Below are 21,243 nucleotides of genomic sequence, written 5' to 3'. Positions count from 1 at the left end.
GCGCGGGTCACACCATCGAGTCCAGCTCCCGCCGCCGGGAATCCGACAGGCCGAGGCGGGCAGCGAGGTAGGCCAGATACTGGCGGTCGACCTCGCTGCCGCCGCGCACCGCCAGTTCTGAGGCGAGATAGACCTGCTCCGCCGTGTCGGGATCGCGCACCTCGCGGACGATGTCGTCCATCGGGCGCGGCGACCGCAACTCCGCCTCGACGATCCGCCGGTCTTCCAGATCGGCCTGGGCGGCATCCAGGCTGTCGAGGATGCGGCGCTGTTCATCGGGCGATATCCGGCCATCCGCATTCGCCGCCGCGATCATGGCGCGGATCAGCAGAAGCGCCTTGGCATCGCCCAGATCGGGTTCCGGCGTCCCGCCGCGCAGCACCCCGGCCAGACGATCGCCGAGACCACCCGCCGCACCACCGCCCATGACGCTGCCGCCCGTGGAACCGCCTCCCATCGCACCACCGCCCAAGGCGCCGCCAAACACGCCACCGAGACCCAACCGGTCGAGGATGCCGCCCAGCGGACCACCGGCAGCGGGAGGAGGAGGCTGCGATCCGGTCGGCGCCGGCTTCTGGCTGTCCTGATATGCGCGGTAGGCAAGATAAGCCAGCGAGGCGAGCCCCGCCTTCTGCAGCAGCCCCGAACCATGGCCGCCCGCCAATCCGCCCGCCAGCCCGCCCAACCCTGCGGCCGGTCCATGGGGAATCCCATGCGGACCACCATAGCCGTGGCCGTAGAAGTGTTTCTTTTTCTTCTTGCCCTTCTTGCCGAGGAGCAGAGGCATGGCAGCGGCAAAGGCCGGCCCCCGGCCCGTACGGCCGGCGAGCCCGCTGGCCAGGATGACGCCGAGGACTTTGCTCAGGTTGCTCATCGTTCCCTTCCTCGCTGGGGTTCAAGGGCTGACGCAGGAAAGACCAAGCCCGACCAAGGCCGGGAGCCCCAGCCGGGAGCCGTAGACATGGGGTCGTTCAAGGCCAATGAAACCCGCCGCCTCTCAAGAATGATGAGTTGCTCCATCCAGGGCGGCCCGCCCCGATCAACGACCGGGGTGTACGGTCAGACTCTCCCGGGCGTCGCGGCAGCGGGCGAACAGCGCTTCGCGGTCACGGTCGAGGAAGTCGCCGCGCTTCCCTTCCATCTCGATCAGGGTGATCTGATCCAGCAAAGGCCGCCTCCGCGCCTCATCGCAAGCGTAGGGCGCAAGGGCTGCGAGGGCTTCCGTCATCCGGATCAGCACGGCCGGCATTCCGGCTCCCGCCTGACGGAGCTGGTCGAAGGCAGCGCGCACCAGACCATCATGCTTCGTCACGTCGCGGACCACCCGCACGCGCTGCCGGGCATCGCGGAGCAGCGCGGCCTCCAACGGCCGGTCGAAGATGCGCGACAAGGCGGAGGACAGCATGTCGATCACGGTCAGGGCCGTATAGACGTCGTTGATGCCCGGCGACAGGGCACGCAGAGCCATCTCCACCAGCTGGCGGATGCCATATTCCAGGTCCTGGGTCGGTGTCCGTTCCGTGCCGATGATGAAGGCTTTCTCCAAAGCCTCACGCAGCGCATCGCTGCAGGCGTCGGGCGGGTGCACAGCGACATGGCATCCGCGCGCGAGCACGAAACGCCCGGGCCGCACGTCGAGCCAGATGACCGCATCGGCGTCGCAGGCGATGCGCACCAGCATGTCGAAGTCGGCCGCCTGTATGTATCCGTCGCGCCCGAACCCGATGCGCGCCGCATCGGCCGGCACCGGCGGCGGCATCTCGGGCGTCCCCTCCTCCGGCAACAGCAGATCGATGGATGCCCGCAGCTGGTGGGAAACGTCGCGCACGGCGTTGTCGTACATGATCGATCGCGCCAGCTTGTGCACGAAGAACAGCAGGACGAACAGGCACAGGGCCGAAAGGGCCGTGCCGACGCTGATCGCGAAATGGGGAATCGCATTGTCGGAGGGGGCGCCGATGCTGCGGAAAACCACCAGGAGGTAGAGGATCGTCGCGACGAACAGTCCAAGCACCGTCTGGGTCTGGGGATCGCCGATGAAGTTCCGCACCAGACGTGGACCCAGCTGTCCGGCGGCCAGGGTCAACACCACGACGGTAATGGAGACCACCAGCGACGTCATGGTGATGATGCCCGACAGCAGCGCCCCCAGCAGCTGGCGTGCGCTTTCGGGATCGCCGCTGTAGATCAGCCACAGCTCGGCCGCCCCGTCGGGCAGCACCTCGCCTTCGGTGACGAGAAGGACGGCCAGCGCCGTCGCCGCGATGCTCATCAGCAGCGGCACGAACCACAGGCTTTCGCGCAGGAACATCCAGTAGTAGAGCAGGCGCCCCTTCAAACGATTCACCCCAGCGGAAGCGGATCGGACGGCGAGCGGCCTTCCCGCCGCCGCAGAGGGATAACATGGTCCTTTCCGGCCTTGCGTGCAGGCTCGACTGCATCTGCCACGCCCATTGCCTGCCGACCGGCGCATTGGTGGGGGCTTGCCTGCCTCTTTCGCGGCGGCACCGTGATCCGGAACTCCCGGCCGCAAGCGAGGTTGGCCGGCCAAAGGATGAAAGGAAACGGAATGTTCTTCGACAGTTGGACCGGTCTGGTCAGGGTGCTGGTGGTCGGCGTGCTCGCCTATGCCGCACTGGTGCTGCTGCTGCGGGTGTCCGGCAAGCGGACCCTGACCAAGATGAACGCCTTCGATCTGGTGGTGACGGTGGCGCTCGGCTCGACGCTCGCCACCGTGCTGCTCAGCAAATCGGTGGCGCTGGCCGAAGGGGTGCTGGCGCTGGCATTGCTGATCCTGCTGCAGTACGCGATCACCTGGGCGTCGGTCCGCTCGCCACGCTTCCAGGCGATCATCAAGGCGCAGCCGACATTGCTCGTCTACCGGGGCGAGTTTCTGCCGGGTGCCCTGAAACAGCAGCGCGTCACCCGGGAAGAGGTGATGGCCGTCCTGCGCGCCCAAGGACGCAGGCAGTTGGACGGCGTGCTGGCCGTCGTGCTGGAGACCGACGGCTCCTTCAGCGTCGTGCCGGGAGAGGAAGGCGGGACCGATCCCGATCCGCCGACGCTCGAAGCGGTCGGCCGCCTTTGATCCGTCGGTGCATCAGCCGGTCCGCTCGAGCCTTGGGGTCGACCGGTCCGCTCGCCCTCACGCAGCAGGCTCCTCATGCGGCAGCGTGGTCGGCGGTCCCGGCTCAGCGGGGATTCAGACTGGGCATGTGACGTCGGTTTCGACGGAATTTTCGGAGCCGATCGCCGTCTCCACATAACATCTGTGGGAACCGAAGCTGCGCCGTCGGGTTGTCGTGATCAGGCCCTGCAGTAAAATCCGGAACGGACGTGATGTTCCGGTCCTTCTGGGAGGGTGAAATCCAGGAAATCACCGGATGGAGTGAACTGATGCGACACGCCCTCATCATTGCGACCGCTTCCTTGACCATGATCCTCGCCGGCTGCGCGTCCGACTCCAACAGCGGCTATGGCACCTCCGGCAGTTCGGGCGTGAACGAACAGGTCATATCGCCCGACACCCGCGGCATGGGACAGGACATGTCGAAGGAGTCGCTGAACAACCCCAGCCGGGCCGGCTCCGGTTCCAGCGGCACGGCCTACGAAAACAATGAGACCATCTCGCCGAACGAGCGCGGTATGGGCGAGGGCATGACCCGCCGTTCGCTGCCCAACACCGCCGGCTCGTCCTCCTCCTCCTGGTAAGTCCACGACCCTCGGCTTTTGGCGAAGGATTGCTCGTAAGCGACGGTAGGGAAGTACTGCCGACGCTGTGCCGGGCGATCAGGCGAACCAGCCCGGTGTCCGCTTCTTGGCCCGTCGGGATGAACCGCGGCCCGGAAACGAGACACCTGGCTGAGCTTGTTCAGGCGGCCAAGGGTAGCTCGGCGCACGGCGGCTGATAAGTCCGCAGGTGGTCGGCGCGCAGCAGGCGCGTCACCGCCGCCACCTTCTTGCGCGCCGCGGAGAAACACGTTGGGGCGTGCTGGCGTCCACGCCCGAGGGGCGCCTGCGCCAGCGTTGCGGGCGCGCTCCGGCGCCCCCTCGGGCTTACGTTCCTGTTCCTTGTCCATCTCCAAGAGCTCCGGTTGCGGTTCAATCTACCGCAGCCGGGCATCTCATCGAACCGTACCGCGCCCCAGTCCAGCTACTCTCAGGCCGGTCCAGCATCTGAGCGATGCTGGCTTTGGCGCCGGAAAGCGTTATGTATTTCAACAGACTTTCTGACGCATCGGAGATGAGGTGAGGACATGGGCCAGTTGGCCTGCAAACCTGAGGTCGGGGAAGGCCAAAAGGCCACGCTGCCCGACGTAAGGTCGATGCTCGCCTCCGCGGTGGCTCGGCATAAGGCAGGGGATGCCGCAGCGGGCAGACTGTACCGGGCTATTCTGTCCGCCGAGCCGTCGCATGGCGACGTCCTCCACCTGCTTGGCGTGACAGCACTGCAAGCTGGGGCGGCGGAGGCGGCCAGCCGCTGGGTGCGGCGGGCACTCGTGGTCGACAGGGCACAGGCCTACTACCGCAACAGCCTTGGTGAAGCGTTCCGCGCGCTCGGCCGAGCGGACGAGGCGCGAGAGCAGTACCGTCTGGCGCTGACGCTCAATCCGGCCTATCCGGAGTCGCTTGCCAACCTCCACAGGCAACCCCGACCGGGCGACAATGCGTCGGCCCTGCTGGAGCGCTTCTGCCGCCTGCGCGTGGCCACGGCGAGCGAACTCCTGGCCGTTGCTGATTCCCGCCTGCTGTCGGGACGGTTGGCCGACGCCGGCGTCGCTTATCGGGCGGCGGTGGCGCTGGAACCGGCAACGGTACAGGCCTACGTCAACCTCGGCGCGACCGCCTCGCGGGAAAAGAACCATGCTCAGGCCGCTACAGCCTTCCGCCGGGCCCTGCGCCTGTCCCCCGATCACCCGGGGGCGTGGAACAACCTGGCCAGCGCGGTGTGGGAGCTGAACGACGGCCCGGGCGCCATCGGCTTCTGCCGCCGCTCCGTGGCGCTCAAGCCGGACCATCCCGATCCCTACGCCAACCTCGGTTACGTCCAGCGATCACAGGCCCGGAACGGCGACGACTTCGCCGAGGCGGCGATACTGTGCCGGCGAGCCCTGCAGATCAACCCGTCACATGTGTCGGCGCTGAACAATCTCGGCATCGTCAACCTAGACCTCGGCCGGTTGGATGAAGCCGAGCGCCTGTTCCACCGCACCCTGGCCGCCGAACCGAAGCATCCCGACGCCCGCTTCAACCTGTCTCTGGCCCTGCTCAAGGCCGGCCGGCTCAAGGAAGGCTGGGAGTATTACGAGGCCCGCTGGGAAACCGGCCAGCTGCCGACGGTGAATGGGCAGTTGCGGGCTTGGCGGGGCGAACCGCTGAATGGCGCCACCATCCTGCTGCACGCCGAACAGGGGCACGGCGACACCCTGCATTTCGTCCGCTACGCCCCGTTGGTCGCGGCGCTGGGCGGGCGCGTGGTGTTGGCGGTCCAGCCGGCACTGAAGCGGCTGGTCGCCGGCATGCCCGGCGTGGATGCGGTTCATGCGCTGACCGACCCCTTCCCGAAGCCGGAGTTCCATTGCCCGCTGATGAGCCTGCCGCGGCTGCTCGGCACCGAACTGGACACGATTCCCGGCAGCATTCCCTACCTCTACCCGCCCGCCGAGGCGATCGGCAAATGGCTGGGCCAGCCCCTGCCGGGCACTGGACTGCGGGTCGGGTTGGTGTGGTCGGGAGACCCCCGCCCAAGCCTGCTGCGCGCGAACCTGACCGACAGGCGGCGCAGCATGACCCTGCGGGACCTGGCGCCCCTGGCCGAGGTGCCGAACCTGCGCTTCGTGAACCTGCAGATGGGCGGGCCGGCGGCGCAGCTCGCCGATCCGCCGGTGGGGATGGACATCCACGATCCGATGGGAGCAGTCACCGATTTCGCGGACACGGCGGCCCTGGTGATGCGCCTTGATCTCGTGATCACGGTCGACACCTCGGTCGCCCATCTCGTCGGAGCGCTGGGAAAGCCGGTCTGGGTCATGTCGCGCTACGACGGCTGCTGGCGCTGGCTTCTGGACCGTGACGACACGCCCTGGTATCCGACCATGCGGCTCTTCCGCCAGACCGCCCCGGGCGACTGGACTGCCGTCATACGGCGCGTCGCAAACGCCCTGCATGAGCTGGTCGCATGATCACCTCGACTGCGTGATGCCCCGCGATGCCGCACCCGCGGACGGCGGGGCGGAACACCGTCCCGCTCCGCCCGGAAGGCCGCTTTCAACAGAGAGCGATCGCTTCCTTCTTCCTGCCCGATCCATCTCAGCTCAGCCACAAGCCGCTGTCCGCCGCGATGATCGTCCGTCCCTCGCGGGCGCCGAAGTTCAGATAGTGGGTCATCGGGTCAACCTTGGCCGCAACGACGTCCGGATTGGCTGCCAGATAGGCATTGGTGTCTATCCACGCCGACGGCGTACGGCCCTCCTTCCAGCCGAACCTTTCGTAATGCTCATAGGCGCTGTCGATGGTGCCCGCCTGAAGGGCTGCCACGACGTCGGCGTTGTGCTCCAGATACCATGTCGTATCGAACAGCGCATTGGGATCGCGGCCTTCCTTTTCGCCACGGAGCAGATAATGCTGCAGCCCGCTGGTGAACTGCCCGGCGGCGACTGCCCTGGCGACATCCGCGTTCTGGGACAGGTAGAAGGCCTCGTCGAGCGCCACCGGTTTCAGCCGGCCTTCCGCTGCGCCGAAGCGCTGGTAATGGTCCATGCCGCTGGCGAACTCGCCGCGCGCCACCGCCTGCGCCACGTCCGGATTGCGGGCGAGGTACAGCGTCTCGCTGATCTGCGAGGCACCGGTGTCGCCGACGATGCCGGTGGGCGCGTTGACAAGGACCACCCGGTCGTTGAAACGCAGGATCTCGACGCTTTCCAACCGATCGATACCCAGTGTGGCGTGGGCCATCGTCAGCGAGCCGTATGCGCCGTGGGCGATCAGCACATCGGCGAAGTTCGCCTCAACCCGTACGGCATCGACGCCTTCATCGCCGCGCAGCAGGTCGTCACCGGTGCCGCCCGACAGGCGGTCGTAGCCGAGCCCGCCGAACACCGTGTCGTTGCCGGCATCGCCATAGAGCAGGTCCCGGCCCTCCCGGCTGCCGACCACGTCGTCGCCGCCGCCGCCACGCAGCGTGTCGTCATCGGCGCCCAGGATGATGGTCTGGTTGGCGCCGTCGCCGATCGCCACGTTCGAACCGGCACCGCCACCCACCGTGACCGCGCCGGTGATGACGGCGTAGTCCACGTTCTGCAGGTTCACCACCGTCCCGGCCGGAAGCTGACGCGCATCCAGCAGCACGGCCGAGGCCTGACCGGCCGGAGCCGAGCCGGTGATGGTGATCGGCGTGGTCGGTGCCTGCCCCGAAGCGACCGTGGGCGTAACGCTCCGCAGCGTCACCGTGCTGGTGGACGGCAGCAACTGGGTGAGGCCGGCGTTGGGCACGGTCGAATTGGTCGGCGCGTCGGTGCCCAGCCTGCCCAACTGGCTGGAGAAGGCGGTCGCCAACTCGCCCAGCGTCAGGCCGGAGGTGGTGCCGGTGGCGGTCATGCCCACGCCCGTCGGCAGGCTGGCCTCCAACACCGGGTTGGTACCGGTTCCGGCCAACGGCACGTCCGCCAAGGCGGTCTTGGCATCGGTGTCGGTCCGGTTCTCCGTGACCGGGGCGATCACCACGGTCTCCGTGGGGCGACCGATGCTGTCCGTGCCGGTCGTCGTCGTCAGCGGCACGCCGTCCACCACCGTCGTCGGCGGCGGCGGAGGTGGCAGAGGCGGCGAGGGAGTGGCATTGGCGATCGCCTGCCCGACAAGGTTGGCCATCTCGTTGCCCGCCTGGTCGGACAGGGCGCTGCCGGACAGCGTCGCATCGTAGCTGAAGGTCACGGCCTGCCCGTGAGACACGGCAGACGCGAGCGTCAGGGTCACGGTGTTGCTGCCCGTACCGGTGGCGGCGGTGATAGCGCGCGGCGTGCCGTCGACCATGACACTCATGCCGGTGGTCTGATGGGGAGCCACAGCGAGGCTCACCGTCTCGGCAAAGGTCAGGGTCAACACGCTTCCGTTGACGGAGAGCGCCGCCAGAAGGGTCGGCGCCACCGTATCGACGGTCACGATGAACGCGCTGGACGCGGAAGAACTGTTGCCCGCCCGGTCGACGGCAGTCGCGCTCAGCGTGTGGGCCCCCTCGCTCAGCGAGGCCGGGGAGAGGCTCCAGGCGCCGGTGGTCGAATCCGCCGTCACCGTACCGAGTGAGAGCGCCCCTTCGTACAGGACGATGGTGCTGCCCGCCTCGGCGGTACCGGTGATCGTCGGCGTGGTGGTGTTGGTCAGCGCGTCGAGATCGTTGGCGAGGCCAAGGCCCGTCGGCGCCGCCACGGCGGTGTCGATGGTGACGATCAGCCCGCCGGAAGCCGCCGAGGTGTTGCCGGCCGCATCGAAGGCCTTGGCGGTGAGCGTGTGCGCCGCGTCGGACAAGGAGGAGGCCGCGATCGTCCAGAGCCCGCCGCCGCCAGCAGTGGCCGTCCCGACTGCGGTGCCGCCATCGTACAGAACGACCCTGTTGCCGGCCTCCGCCGTGCCGACGATGGTCGGCGTGACGATGTTGGTCAGGTTGTCGGTGCTGCTGGCGCCGCTGTCCGTCGTCAGATCGAGGGCGCCGGGGGGCGCCGCGACGGTGTCGACGGTCACGGTCAGCGCACTGGACGCCGCCGAGGTGTTGCCGGCGGCATCGACCGCACGGACGGTGAGGCTGTGCGCCGCGTCGGACAGCGCCGAGGACGGGCTGACCGTCCACACGCCCCCGCTGTCGGCCGTGGCCGAGCCGACGAGGAGGTTGCCGTCGTACAGCAGCACCGTGCTGCCCGCCTCCGCCGTGCCGGTGATCGGCGGCGTGGCGTTGTTCGTCAGGGTGTCGTCGTCGTTGGCAAGGTCGAGGTTGCCCGGCGCCGTGGGCGCCGTGGTGTCGATGCTGAAGAAGAAGGGCGCCGACAGCGGCGATTCGACCCCGTCGGGATCTATGGCCGTGGCGGTGAAGGTGTAGCTCGACCCGCTCAGGTTTCCGGTGGTGATCGACCAGAGGCCGTTGCCGTCCGCCGTCCCGGTCCCGACGACCGTGATGTAGTCGTACAGCGTCACGACGCTGTTCGCCACCGCCGATCCGGTGATGGTCGGGGTCCTGTCGTTGGTCAGCCGGTCGGCCTGGACGCCGCTGTCGGACGCCGGCGCCAACCCGATGCCGGTCGGAGCGGCGCTTTCCGGCGTGATGGTCAGGGTCAGGCCGCTGCTTGGCGACGAGGTGTTGCCCGCCGCGTCCACGGCCCTGACGGTCATGGTCTGGGCGCCGAGGCTCAGCGTCGAGGTGCTTCCCGACCAGTTCCCGGACGCATCTGCATCGGTCTCGCCCACCAGCGTGCCGTTGGCATACAGCAGGATGTGCGCGTTCGCCTCGGCGTTGCCGGTCAGCACCGGTTGCCGGACGTTGGTCACGAGGTTGTTGAGACGGCCGCTGTTGCTGTCGGGACTCAGCGCCGGGATCGCGGGCGCCGACGGTGCGGTCGTGTCGATCGTCACCGCCAGCCCCGACGCGGAGGTGGCCGTGTTCCCGGCCCGGTCGACCGTCGTAACCGAAAGCTGACGCAGACCAGTGTTCAGCGTCGCCGAGGTGATCGTCCAGGCGCCGGTGCCATCGGCTGTCGTGGTTCCCACCGCGAGGTTGCCGTCGTACAGCGTGACCACGCTGTCCGCCTCGACCATTCCGATGAGCGTCGGCGTGGTATCGTTGGTCAGCAGGTCGTCGCGCCCGCTGCCGGTGTCGGACGCCTGGGCCAGCAGCATCGAGCGGACCGGCGTCACGACATCGATGGTCACGAGCGGAGCGGACGCCCCTGCGGTGCCGCTGTTCGCGCCGGGCGCCACCGCCGTCAAGGTGTAGTCGGCCACGCCCAGGTCGCTTGCCAGCAGGGTCCACAGACCGTTGGAGTCAGCGGTTGCCGACCCGAAGACGTTGATGCCCTCCCCGGCGAGGTTCACGCCCTCGTAGAGGGTGACGATGCTGTTGGCGCCCGCGCTTCCGCTCGCCCGCATGATCGAACGGACGGCCGTCGTCAGGTCGATGGTCACGACCAGCTCGCCCGAGGCGTCACTGGTGTTTCCGGCCACGTCTGTCGCCCGCACGGTGAGCGTGTGCGCGCCCTCGGTCAGGGCGCCGGCCGTCACCGACCACAGGCCGTCACTGCCGGCGGTCCCCAGCCCGACGAAGACGCTGCCGTCGTACAGGGTGATGACGCTGTTGGCCTCCGCACTGCCGCTCACCGTGGGCGTGCGGTCGGATGTCAGCCGGTCGCTGTTCGAACGTCCAAGGTCGGAGCCCGCCGTCAGCACCGGCGTGGTCGGAACGGCGGCAGTCGTGTCGATCGTGACGACGAGCACCCCGGCGGCGCTGGTGTTGCCCGCGACATCGACGGCGGTCGCGGTCAGCGAATGCGTACCGCTGGAGAGCGTCGAGGCAATGTCGATGGACCAGACGCCGGACCCGTCGGCGGTGGCCGTGCCGACGTTCTGGCCGCTGACGTCGTCGTGCAGCGTGACGACGCTGTTCGCCTCCGCTGCACCTAGGACGGTGGGCGTGGCGACGTTGGTGATACGGTCGGTTGTCAGCGCACCGCTGTCGGAGCCGGTGCCCAGCCCCAGCCCCGTCGGCGTGGTCGAGGTGAGATCGATGGTGACGACGAGCGCAGCCGAAGCCGCGCCGGTGTTGCCCGCCACATCGCGGGAGATGACGGTCAGGCTGTGCGTGCCCGCGCTCAGCGACGCCGAGCTCATCGTCCAGGCGCCGGCGCCGTCGGACGTCGTCGTGTTCAGAAGGGTGGCGCCGTCATACAGCATGACCACGCTGCCCGCCTCCGCCGTCCCGGTCAGGACCGGCGTCGTGCTGTTGGTCACGAGGTCGGTGGTCGCGCCGCTGTTGGAACCCGCCGTCAAGGCGAGCGACGAAGGCTGGGGTGCGGCGGTGTCGATGGTGACCAGCAGGGCGGCCGAGGCGGCACTGGTGTTGCCGAACTGGTCGATGGTCGTCGCCGTCAGGGTGCGCTCGCCGTCGGCCAGTCCGATGGCCTGGACCGTCCAGTTGCCGTCGACACCCGCCGTCGACATGCCGACCAGCGCCGCGCCGTCATACAGCATGACGATGTTGGAGGCTTCCGCCGTGCCGCTGATCGTCGGCGACGCCACGTTGGTCTTGTTGTCGGTCGCGCTGCTGCCGGAGTCGGTCGTCAGGACAAGACCGCTCGGCACGGCCGCCTGCGTGCTGATGGTGACGATCAACTCGTCGGAGAGTTCGCTGGTGTTGTTGGTGACGTCGACGGCCCTGGCCGTGAAGGTGTGGGTGCCGTCGGCCCGCGTCGGCGTGGTGAAGGACCAGGTGCCGAGTTGGCTTGCCGTGACCGTCCCGATGGAGCCGCCATTGTCGTACAGCATGACGGTGCTGCCCGCTTCCGCGGTGCCGGTGATGGTCGGTGTCGCAACATTCGTCTTCTTGTCGGTCGTGCTCCGACCGCTGTCCGATCCGGTGGCGAGAGCCAGCCCGCCGGGTTTATCGGCGGTGAGGTCGATGGTGACGGTGACACCGTTGACGCCGGAGTTCCCCGCGTTGTCGAAGGAGGATATCCCGAAGTTGTAGACACCCGCGGCAAGAGAACTCGACGGCGTGAAGCTCCAGGCGCCGGTGATGGCGTCCGCCGTCACCGTTCCGATGTCTGCGGCCGTTCCTCCGTTGAACGCGCTCGAGATGGTAACAAGCCGGCCGGGGCCCGCCGTGCCGGTGAGCGCCGGCATGGTGTCGGAGGTGATCCGGTCGCTGTTGGAGGAGCCGGTGTCCGAAGACGGGGCAAGCTCGATCGAGACCGCATCCGGCACGGTATCGATGGTGAAGGTCAGCGACGCGGACGCGGAGCTGGTGTTGCCCGCCACGTCGACGATGGTAGCGAACAGCGAATGCGCCGTTCCGGTGCCGCCCTCCAGAAGGGAACTGGTGATCGACCAGGCGCCCGTGCTGTCGGCGGTGCCGGTGCCGAGCGCCCCCGAGCCGTTCGACAGCGTGACGACGCTCCCCGCTTCCGCCCGGCCGGTGATGGTCGGGGTTGTGGCGGAGGTCAGGTTGTCGCCCCGGATGCCGGTGTCGGAGACGGCGGCCAGGGCGAGCCCCGTCGGAGCCGCCGCCGTGGTGTCGATGGTGACCGTCAGCGCCGTGGACGCGGCGCTGGTGTTGCCGGCCAGGTCGAGCGCGACCACGGACAGCGTGTGCGCGCCATCGGCCAGCGACGGCGTGGTGGTCGACCAGGCACCGTTGCCGTCGGCCGTCACTGTGCCGAGCGCCGTCGTGCCGTCGTACAGCGTGATGATGCTGTTCGCCTCGGCCGAACCGGTGATGGTCGGCGTGAAGACCGAGGTGATGCGGTCGGACGTGGATCCGCTGTTCGAACCGGCGCTGAGCGACGGGGTCCCCGGCGCGCTTGGCGCCGTGGTGTCGATGGTGATGGTCAACGTAGCGGACGGATCGCTGGTGTTCCCGGCGGCATCGACCATCCGGGCCGAAAGCGTGTGCGCACCCGCGCCCAGCCCGCTGGCCGCGATCGTCCAGATGCCCGAACCGTTCGCCGTCCCGGATCCGATGAGGCTGGCTCCGTCATAGAGCCGAACGAGGCCGTTCGCCTCGGCCGTGCCGGTGAGGGTCGGCGAACCGGTGTTGATCAGCCGGTCGGTGCTGGAGGCGCCGCTGTCGACGACGAGCGACGGCGTCCCCGGCGCAGCCGCCGAGGTGTCGATCGTGATGACCAGCCCGGCGGAAGCGACCGAACTGTTGCCGGCGCGGTCGATCGCTCTGGCGGTGAGGGTCCGGGTGCCCGGGACCAGTGTGCCGGTGGCGATCGACCAGACGCCCAGCCCGTTCACGGTGGCGGAGCCGTAGCTCACGCCGCCGTCGTAAAGGGTGACGACGCTGCCCGCCTCGCCCGTGCCGGTGATCGTCGGGTTGACGATCCTGGTGATGCCGTCCGAGCTGGAGGTTCCGCTGTCGTAGGCAGCGCCCAGGACCGGGGTGCCGGGCGCGGCCTGGACGGTGTCGATGGTGACGGTCAGCGGCGAACTGGCGGCACTGGTGTTGCCGGCTGCATCGGTCGCCTTCACCGTGAGTGTGTTCACGCCATCGGCCAGCGACGCGGCGGTGACGGTCCAGCCCCCGCTGCCGCCAGCGGTTGCCGTGCCGACGGCCGTGGAACCGCTGTAGAGCGTGACCGTGCTGTTGGCCTCGGCCGAACCGGACAGGGTGGGCGTCGCGATGTTGGTGAGACGGTCGGTGTTCGATGCACCGCTGTCGGAAGCGGTCGCAAGCGTGACACCGGTCGGCGCATTCGGCACGACCGTATCGATGGTGATCACCACCGCCGGGGACAGAACGCTGGTGTTGCCGGCCGCATCCATGCCGCGCGCGGTCAGCGTATGCGGGCCGTTGCCCATCTGGCTGCTGGTGATGGTCCACAGGCCTGCGCCATCTGCGGTTGTCGACCCGCGCAGGGTGGTGCCTTCATAAAGCGAGACGAACCCGCCGGCCTCCGTCGTGCCCGTGAAATCGGGCGTGGCATCGTTGGTGATGCGGTCGCCGGTGACTCCGGTGTCGCTCGCGGCCGACAGGCCCAGCGAGGGCACCGCCGCAACGGTGTCGATGGTGACCACGAGAACCGCGGAGGTCGAGCGGTTTCCGGCGAGGTCGGTCGCCTCCGCGGTCAGGCTGTGGCTGCCCGCCGCCAGCGAGGGGGACGGCAGCGACCAGCCGCCCAGGCTGTCGGCGACGACCGTGCCGAATGCGGTCAGGCCGTCATACAGGACGACGGTGCTGTCCGCCTCGGCCGTGCCGCTCAGCGGCAGGATCTGGTTGTTGGTGATGCGGTCGCTGTTCGAGATGCCGCTGTCGGACGAGACGGCCATGAGCAGGCTGGGCTGCGGGGTCGATAGGTCGACCGACAGCACGATGCTGCTCGACACCGTGGAGGTGTTGCCCGCCCGGTCGACGCTGAGCGCGGTCAGGGAGTGGTTGCCCTGCGACAAGGCATTCGTGGTGAGGGAGAAGGCGCCGGTTGCGTCCGCCGTTGCCGAGCCGACGCTGGTGTTTCCTTCATACAGGGTGACGACGCTGAAGCTCTCCGCCGTGCCGACGATCCTCGGCGTGGCGAGCTTGGTCAGCCCGTCGCTGGCCGACGCCCCGGTGTCGTCCCCGGCCGCAAAGGCCAGGTTCGACATCGTGAGGTTCTCGGTATCGATGGTGACGATCAGCGGAGCGGAGGCCGCGGCTGTGTTGTTGCCGGCCAGATCGGTGACGCGGGCAACCAGCGTGTGGCTGCCGCTGATGAGCGTCCCCGTGGTCACCGACCAGTTCCCCGAACCGTCGGCGGTACCCGTGCCGACGAGCGTGGTACCGTCGTAGAGGGTGATGACGCTGTTCGCTTCGGCGCTTCCGCTCACCGTGGGGGTGGTGTCGTTGGTGAGCAGATCGTTCGGCAGACCGGTATCGGAGCCGGCGGTCAGGCTGGGCGCCGACGACGGCAGCACGGTAAGGTCGACGTTGATGATCAGCGCCGCCGCCACGAGCGCCGTGTTGCCGGCCGGATCGACGGCGTGGGCCGACAGCGTATACAGGCCCTCGCCCAGTGTCGGGCTGGCCACCGACCATTGGCCGAGGCTGTCCACCGTCGCGTTGCCCAGCACGGTGACGCCGTCCGGGTAGTAGAGAGTGACGATGCTGCCGGCCTGGGCAGTGCCGGTGATGACCGGCGCCGTCACCGACGTGACCGCGTCGTTGCCGACGCGACCGCTGTCGGTCGCCGCCGTCAATGCCAGGCGACCCGGGGTCGGGGGCGTGGTGTCGATGGTCAGCAGAAGCGAGCCCGAGGCGCTGCTGGTGTTGCCCGCGTCGTCCACGGACCGGACGGTCAGCGTGTTGACGCCATCGGACAGGCTGCCGGCGGTGATCGTCCAGGCCCCCGTCCCGTCGGCGGTCGCCGCTCCGACGCTTACACCGCCGCTGTAGAGGTGGACGGTGCTGAGTGCCTCCGCCGTGCCGGTCACGGTCGGGGTGGCGTCGGACGTGATGAAATCGCCCTGCGTGCTGCTGTCGGATGCTGAATCCAGCGACGGCGCGGAGGGCGCGTCGGGTGCGATGGCGTCGATGGTGATGACCAGCGGGGCCGAGGCGGCTGCCGTGGCGTTGCCGGCGGCGTCGACGACGCGGGCCGTGATCGTGTGCGCCCCGCTGCTCAGCGGCGTCTCGATGGTGTAGACGCCCGAGCCGTTGGCCGTGCCCATGCCGACGAAATTGCCGCCGTCGTACAGGGACACCACGGCGCCGCTCTCCACCGTGCCGGTGAAGGTGGGCGCGAGCAGGCGGGTCTTCCCGTCGCCCGCCACCCCGGTGTCCGAGGCAAGGGCCAGGGCCGGCGTGCCGGGCGCATCGACGGTCAGGTCGACCGTCACCACCAGCGTGCCGGCGCCGCTCGACGTGTTGCCGCTGGGGTCCACCGCCGTGGCGGTGAGGGTGTGCGTGCCCTCGGCGAACGCGGTTCCGGTGTAGGACCAGACTCCGTTGCCGTCCGCGACCAGGGTCGCCAGCGGCGTCAGGCTGCCGACGATCCCGTCATAGAGGGTGACGGAGCTGTTCGCCTCGGCTGAGCCGGTCAGCGACAGAGTCGTGGCGTTGGTGATGCGGTCCGTGGCGCTGTAGCCGGTGTCCGACGCCGCCGTCAGGGCCATGGCGCTCGGGGCCGGGGTGGACAGATCGATGGTGACGGTCAGCGCCGCCGAGGCGGCTCCCGTGTTGCCGGCCGCGTCGATGGCCCGTGCCGTCAGCGTGTGCCCGCCCGCGCCAAGCGTGCCCGTCCCGATCGTCCAGGCCCCGCCCGTCGCCACCTGGGTGCCGAGCGCGGTGGCGCCGTCGTACAGGACGACGGTGGCGCCGGCTTCCGCCGTTCCGGTGACGGTCTGCGCACGGATGTTGGTGACGTTGTCGCGGACGCCGCTGTCGTCGGCCGGGTCGATCGACAGTCCGCCCGGCGCGTCGGGCGCCGTCGTGTCGACGGTGACCACGAAGGCCGAGGAGGCGTCGCTGGTGTTGCCGACGACGTCAACGACGCGCGCGGTCAGGCTGTGCGTGCCGTTGCCGAGCGCGGAGGCGGTCACCGACCAGTTGCCGGAGCCGTCCACGGTGGCGGTGCCGACAAGATTGGAGCCGTTGTACAGCGAGACGGTGCCGTTGGCTTCCGCCGTCCCGGTGATGGTCGGGGCCAGGACCCTGGTGATCGCATCGCCCGCCAAGCCCGTGTCGGATCCGCTCGCCAGGGCGAGGCCGGTCGGAGCGGCGGCCGTGCGGTCGATGGTGACGACAAGGCCGCTGGACGCGGCGCCGGTGTTGCCGGCGATGTCGACCGCACGGGCGGTGAGCGTGTGGACGCCGGCCGCCAGCGAGCCCGTGCCGAGCGACCATATCCCGCCGTCGGAGACGGTGGCCGTGCCGAGCGCCGTGGTCCCATCGTTGCCATACAGCGTGACGACGCTGCGCGCCTCGGCGGTGCCGGTGACGGTGACCGCCTCGAGGTTGGTGACGCGGTCGCTGCCGTTCGAGCCGCTGTCCGAACCCGCTTGCAACGCCAGCGCCCCCGGCTGATCGGGCGCCGTGGTGTCGATGGTGACCGTCAGGCCCGAGGAGGTGAGGACCGTCCCATAGGCATCGATCCTGGCATACAGGGTGTGGGCGCTGCCGGCCGTCAGCGTGCCGGTCGAGGCGATGGTCCACAGGCCGCTGACGGCGTCGGCCGTGCCGGTCCCGATCAGCGTCAGACCGCTGTAGAGGGAGACCGTCGAGCCCGCAAGCGCCGTTCCCGTCAGGATCGGCGAGACAACATTGGTGATCCCGTCGTTGGCGACGCCGGAATCGGAGACGAGTTGCAGGCCGCCGGGCACGCCGACACGCCCGGTCACTGAAAGCGCCGTGGTCGTGATGGTTTCGTTGCCGGCCGCGTCCAGCGCGCGCGCAGTCATCGTATGGGTGCCGCCGCCGAGTTCCGGCGTGGTGATCGACCACAAGCCGGTGTTGTCGACGGTCACGACCCCGAGCACCGCCGCACCGACGGCGCCGTCATACAGGGTCACGATGCTGTTGGCTTCGGCGGTCCCCGACAGGATCGGTGTGAACTGGCCCGATGGCCCGGCCGTGTCGGCCGTCGGCGCAGACAGCCCCGGCCCGGTCCTGTCGATGCTGACGACAAGGCCGGCGGACGGCTGGCTGGTGTTGCCGGCCACGTCCACGGCGCTGGCGGTCAGGGTGTGGGCGCCCTCGGTCAGGCCGGTGATCGTGGCGGCCCAGCGGCCCGACCCGTCGGCCGTCGCACTGGCGGTCGTACCGCCGCCATACAGCGTGACCGTGGCGCCGGCTTCGGCCGTACCGGTGATCGTCGGGGCGAGAGCGTTGGTCAGGGCATCGGCCAGGCTGCCGCTGTTGGTGGAACTGCTCAGCGCCAAGCCGCCCGGCGTGGCCGAGGTCCGGTCGATCGTGATGGCGAGCGCTGCGGAGGCGGCGCCCGTGTTGCCGGCGGTGTCCACCGCCCGCGCGGTCAGCGTGTGAGCCCCCTCCCCCAAGCTGGAGGAGGCGATCGTCCAGGCGCCCGTGGAAAGGTCCGCCGTGCCCGTGCCGAGCAGGGTGCCGCCCTCATACAGCCGCACGGTGCTGCCGGCCTCGGCCGTGCCCGCGATCACCGGGGCCGTCACCTGGGTCCGGTTGTCGTTCGGCGTGCCGCTGTCCGAATTCAGCACCAGCGCGCCCGGCGCGTTCGGCGCCGTCAGGTCGATGTTGACGACGAGGCCGCCGCTCGCAACGGAGGTGTTGCCGGCCTGATCGACGGCGCGGGCAGTCAGGGTGTGAACGTCGCCGGTCAACGCGGATGAGGCGACCGTCCAGCCGCCATCGGCCCCCGCCGTGGCTTGGCCAAGCAGAGTGGAGCCTTCGTACAGAAGGACGATGCTGGAGGCCTCGGCCATACCCGTGACCGAGGGGGTCGTGAGATTCGTCCTCGAATCCCCCGTGACGCCGGTGTCCGAGGCGGTCGCCAGAGCCAGACCGGTCGGTGCGGAGGCGCTGGTGTCCACCGTTACCGTGAAGGCGGCGGAGGCGAGGCTGGTGTTGCCTGCGGCATCGACGGCCTTGGCCGTCAGCGTGTGGGTGCCGACGGTAAGGCCGCTGGTGGCGATTTCCCAATTGCCTTGGCCGTTGGCCGTCACCGTGCCGATCGCCAGGGCGCCGTCGTAGAGCGTCACGCTGCTGCCGGCCGCAGCGGTGCCGGCGACGGTGGGCGCGGTCAGGTTGGTGAGGCCGTCGGTCGTGCTGCGGCCGGTGTCGGTGGCGGCGGTCAGCTTCAGGCCGCCGGGCGCGTCCGCCGTGCTGTCGATGGTGACGTTCAGGCTCCCCACGCCGTCGCGCGTGTTCCCGGCCGCATCGCGCGAGCGGGTGGAGAAGGACCAGCTTCCGTCCGCAAGGGGGCTGCCGGCGGTCACGGTCCAGGCGCCGGAGCCGTCGGCGGTGCCGGTTCCCACCACGCTGCCGGAGACCAGGAGGTCGATGACGCTGTTCGCCTCGGCCGTGCCGGTGAAGGTCGGCGTCCTGACGTTCGTCAGCCGGTCGGAGGAGGAGCTTCCGCTGTCCGATGCCGCCGTCAGCGACGGCGCGGAGGGAGCGGTCGGCGGCGTGGTGTCGATGGTGATGGTGAACGGGTTGGAGGCGGCGCTGCTGTTGCCCGCCGGATCGACCGCGCGCGCGGTGAGGGTGTGTGCGCCTTCGCCCAGCGCGCCCAGCGTCATCCGCCAGACGCCGCTTCCATCGGCGGTCGCGCTGCCGAGAAGGGTGCTGGAGTCCTTGTACAGGCTGACGACGGCGTTGGCCTCCGCCGTGCCGCCGATGGCCGGGGTGTTGACGGCGGTGAGGTTGTCACCGAAGATTCCGGTATCGCTCCCCGTCGCCAGCGCGATGCCGGTGGGAGCCGCAACCGTCGTGTCCACCGTGAGCGTGAGGGCGGCCGAGGCATTGCTCGTGTTGCCGGCGGTGTCCACCGCGCGCGCCGTCAGGGTGTGGCTGCCCTGGGAGACCGTCGGCGTGGTGATCGCCCAGGCACCGACGCCGCTGGCGGTCGTGGTTCCGACGCCGACCCCGTCGAGATACAGGGTGACCGTGCTTCCCGCCTCGGCCGTGCCCGTCACGGTCGGTGTATTGACGTTGGTGATTCCGTCCGAGGACGAGCGGCCGCTATCGGAGCCCGGCGTGTAGGACAGGGTCGGCGCTGTCGGCGCCGTCGCATCGATGGTCAGCAGAAACTCGCCCGACGCCGCGCTCTCCATGCCGGAGGAGACGGCCTTCGCCGTCATCGTCCAGGTGCCGTCGGCGAGCGCCGTGGTCGCCGTGACCGCCCACTGGCCGGCCCCGTCGGCGGTCCCGCTGCCCAGCGCGATGCCGTTGCCATAGAGATTGACGACGCTGCCCGCCGCGGCCGTGCCGGTCAGGGTCGGCAGGGTCGCATTCGTCTTGGAATCGCCCAGGGTGCCGGTGTCCGAGCCGGAACTTAGACTGGGGGCCGAGGGCGCCGACACCGCCATCGGGAAAACCAGCACCCGCTCGGTATTGCCGATCTCCATGGCCTGACCGCCCACGAAGACGGTGTCGATCCCGGACACATAGACGGTACCCGCGGCTTCCGTGAGCCACACCACGTCATTGCCGGCGCCGCCGATCAGCGTCTCGACCGACGACACCATCGTGGTCATGCCATTGTAGGCGCTGGCGCTGATGCCGGTTACGGACACGACGTCATTGCCGGCGCCGCCGATCAGCGTTTCCAGGGAGGCGACCTTGACCGTGTTGCCGCCGGCGCCCAGCAGCACCGTTTCAGCACCTCCCCGACCGATGATCGTCTCGATCGCCGTGACGCTCATCGTGATGCCGGTGTTCCCGACCACCATGAGCGCGTCTTCGCCGGCGGTGCCGATCACCGTCTCGAGCGCTTCCACCTGCATGGTGTTGCCGACGGTGTTCCAGGCGATGGGGCCCGTGCCGACGATCGGCGTTCCATCCCGGAACGTCATGTTGACGACGTCGTTGCCGGCGCCGCCGATCAGCGTGTTGAGGCTGGCGACCGTAACGGTGGTGCCGACGTCCAGCAGGATGGCGGTGTTCTTGGTGCTGGTTCCACCGACGATGGTGTCGATCATCGACACGGCGGTGGTGCCACCGCCCGTCGCCATGTTGGCCGTGCCGATCTTGTAGCCCATCGTGAACACATCGTGGGCGTTGCTGCCGATCAGCGTCTCGATGAAGCTTGCACCGATGGTGCCGCCCGCCGAGCCGAGCAACACGGTTTCCCCGGCCTTGGAGCCGTTGCCGAGAAACACCTCGATGTTATTTACCTGGACGGTGTTGCTGCCGCCCGCGATGGTCGCTATGAGATCGTCGCCCGAGGTGCCGATCAACGTCTCGACCGCCGTGACGGCGGTGGTGGTCCCCACCTGGCCGTCGGCGCCGAAGTTGATGATGTCCTTGCCGGCGCTGCCGACGATGGATTTCAGATAGGCCACCGACATCGTATTGCCGGCGTCGTTGGTCAGGACGATCAGGTTGGTGCCGCTGCTGGCGCCGATGAAAGTCTCGATCGACTCCACCGCCATGGTCGTGCCGGTCGAGGTGCCGACGACCCGGTCGGCGCCGCCGCTGCCGATCAGCGTTTCCAGACCCGAGACGGTGATCGTGTTGCCGCCCGCGCCCGCCAGTAGGATGACGTCCTTCTTGAGGCTGCCCGGAGCATTTCTGCCACCGGTGATGTGATCGAGGTTGGTGACAGCAATGGTGTATCCCTGGGAATCCAACACCACGCCACGCGTGCCGAACCCCTTGATTCCGGACCAGGTCTCCGTTTTGGAGAAAAGATAGTCCGAACCCGAGCTCAGGGTCAGAGTTCCACCGGCAGCCATCACAGTCCCCATTTGCACGCTTCCCGAGAGGAAGCTTGACGATCACAGTCTCAAAAACATGCGCCGCGCACCGAAACCCTGCCCATCGGCATAACCTGAAGATGCATAACTTCTACTTGGGGACAGGCGCGCAATAACAACTTAAGG

6 protein-coding genes are annotated in these 21,243 nt (G+C 69.0%); 3 read left to right on the top strand and 3 right to left on the bottom strand.

The features are described 5' to 3' along the window. Positions 1–7: 7 nt before the first annotated feature. Entirely contained in the window at positions 8–874 is an 867-nt protein-coding gene (locus FZ983_RS22920) for a DUF533 domain-containing protein (protein WP_149225806.1), read from the bottom strand. Between the two features lie 165 nt (positions 875–1,039). Further along, a complete protein-coding gene (locus FZ983_RS22915) occupies positions 1,040–2,338 on the bottom strand; it encodes a DUF2254 domain-containing protein (RefSeq protein WP_149225805.1) in 1,299 nt (432 codons plus the stop codon). Between the two features lie 231 nt (positions 2,339–2,569). On the opposite strand from FZ983_RS22915, the gene FZ983_RS22910 reads away from it, so the two are divergent. From FZ983_RS22910 to FZ983_RS22900, 3 genes are all read left to right on the top strand, one after another. After that, positions 2,570–3,088 carry a YetF domain-containing protein gene (locus tag FZ983_RS22910; protein ID WP_149225804.1) on the top strand — a complete coding sequence of 173 codons (519 nt, stop codon included), beginning with the start codon at positions 2,570–2,572 and terminating at the stop codon, positions 3,086–3,088. 308 nt (positions 3,089–3,396) lie between these two features. After that, positions 3,397–3,711, top strand: a complete 315-nt coding sequence (locus FZ983_RS22905) for a hypothetical protein (RefSeq protein ID WP_149225803.1) — start codon at positions 3,397–3,399, stop codon at positions 3,709–3,711. Positions 3,712–4,439: 728 nt separating this feature from the next. Then, positions 4,440–6,182, top strand: coding sequence for a tetratricopeptide repeat protein (locus FZ983_RS22900; RefSeq protein ID WP_188092463.1), 1,743 nt, complete (start codon positions 4,440–4,442; stop codon positions 6,180–6,182). Positions 6,183–6,309: 127 nt separating this feature from the next. Here FZ983_RS22900 and FZ983_RS22895 read toward each other — a convergent pair whose 3' ends face one another. Beyond that, positions 6,310–20,997 carry an Ig-like domain-containing protein gene (locus FZ983_RS22895; RefSeq protein WP_149225801.1) on the bottom strand — a complete coding sequence of 4,896 codons (14,688 nt, stop codon included), beginning with the start codon at positions 20,995–20,997 and terminating at the stop codon, positions 6,310–6,312. Between the last annotated feature and the right edge of the window lie 246 nt (positions 20,998–21,243).

It is taken from the genome of Azospirillum sp. B21 (assembly GCF_008364825.1).
Lineage (GTDB): Bacteria > Pseudomonadota > Alphaproteobacteria > Azospirillales > Azospirillaceae > Azospirillum.
This window is presented reverse-complemented; position numbering and strand designations above follow the sequence as displayed.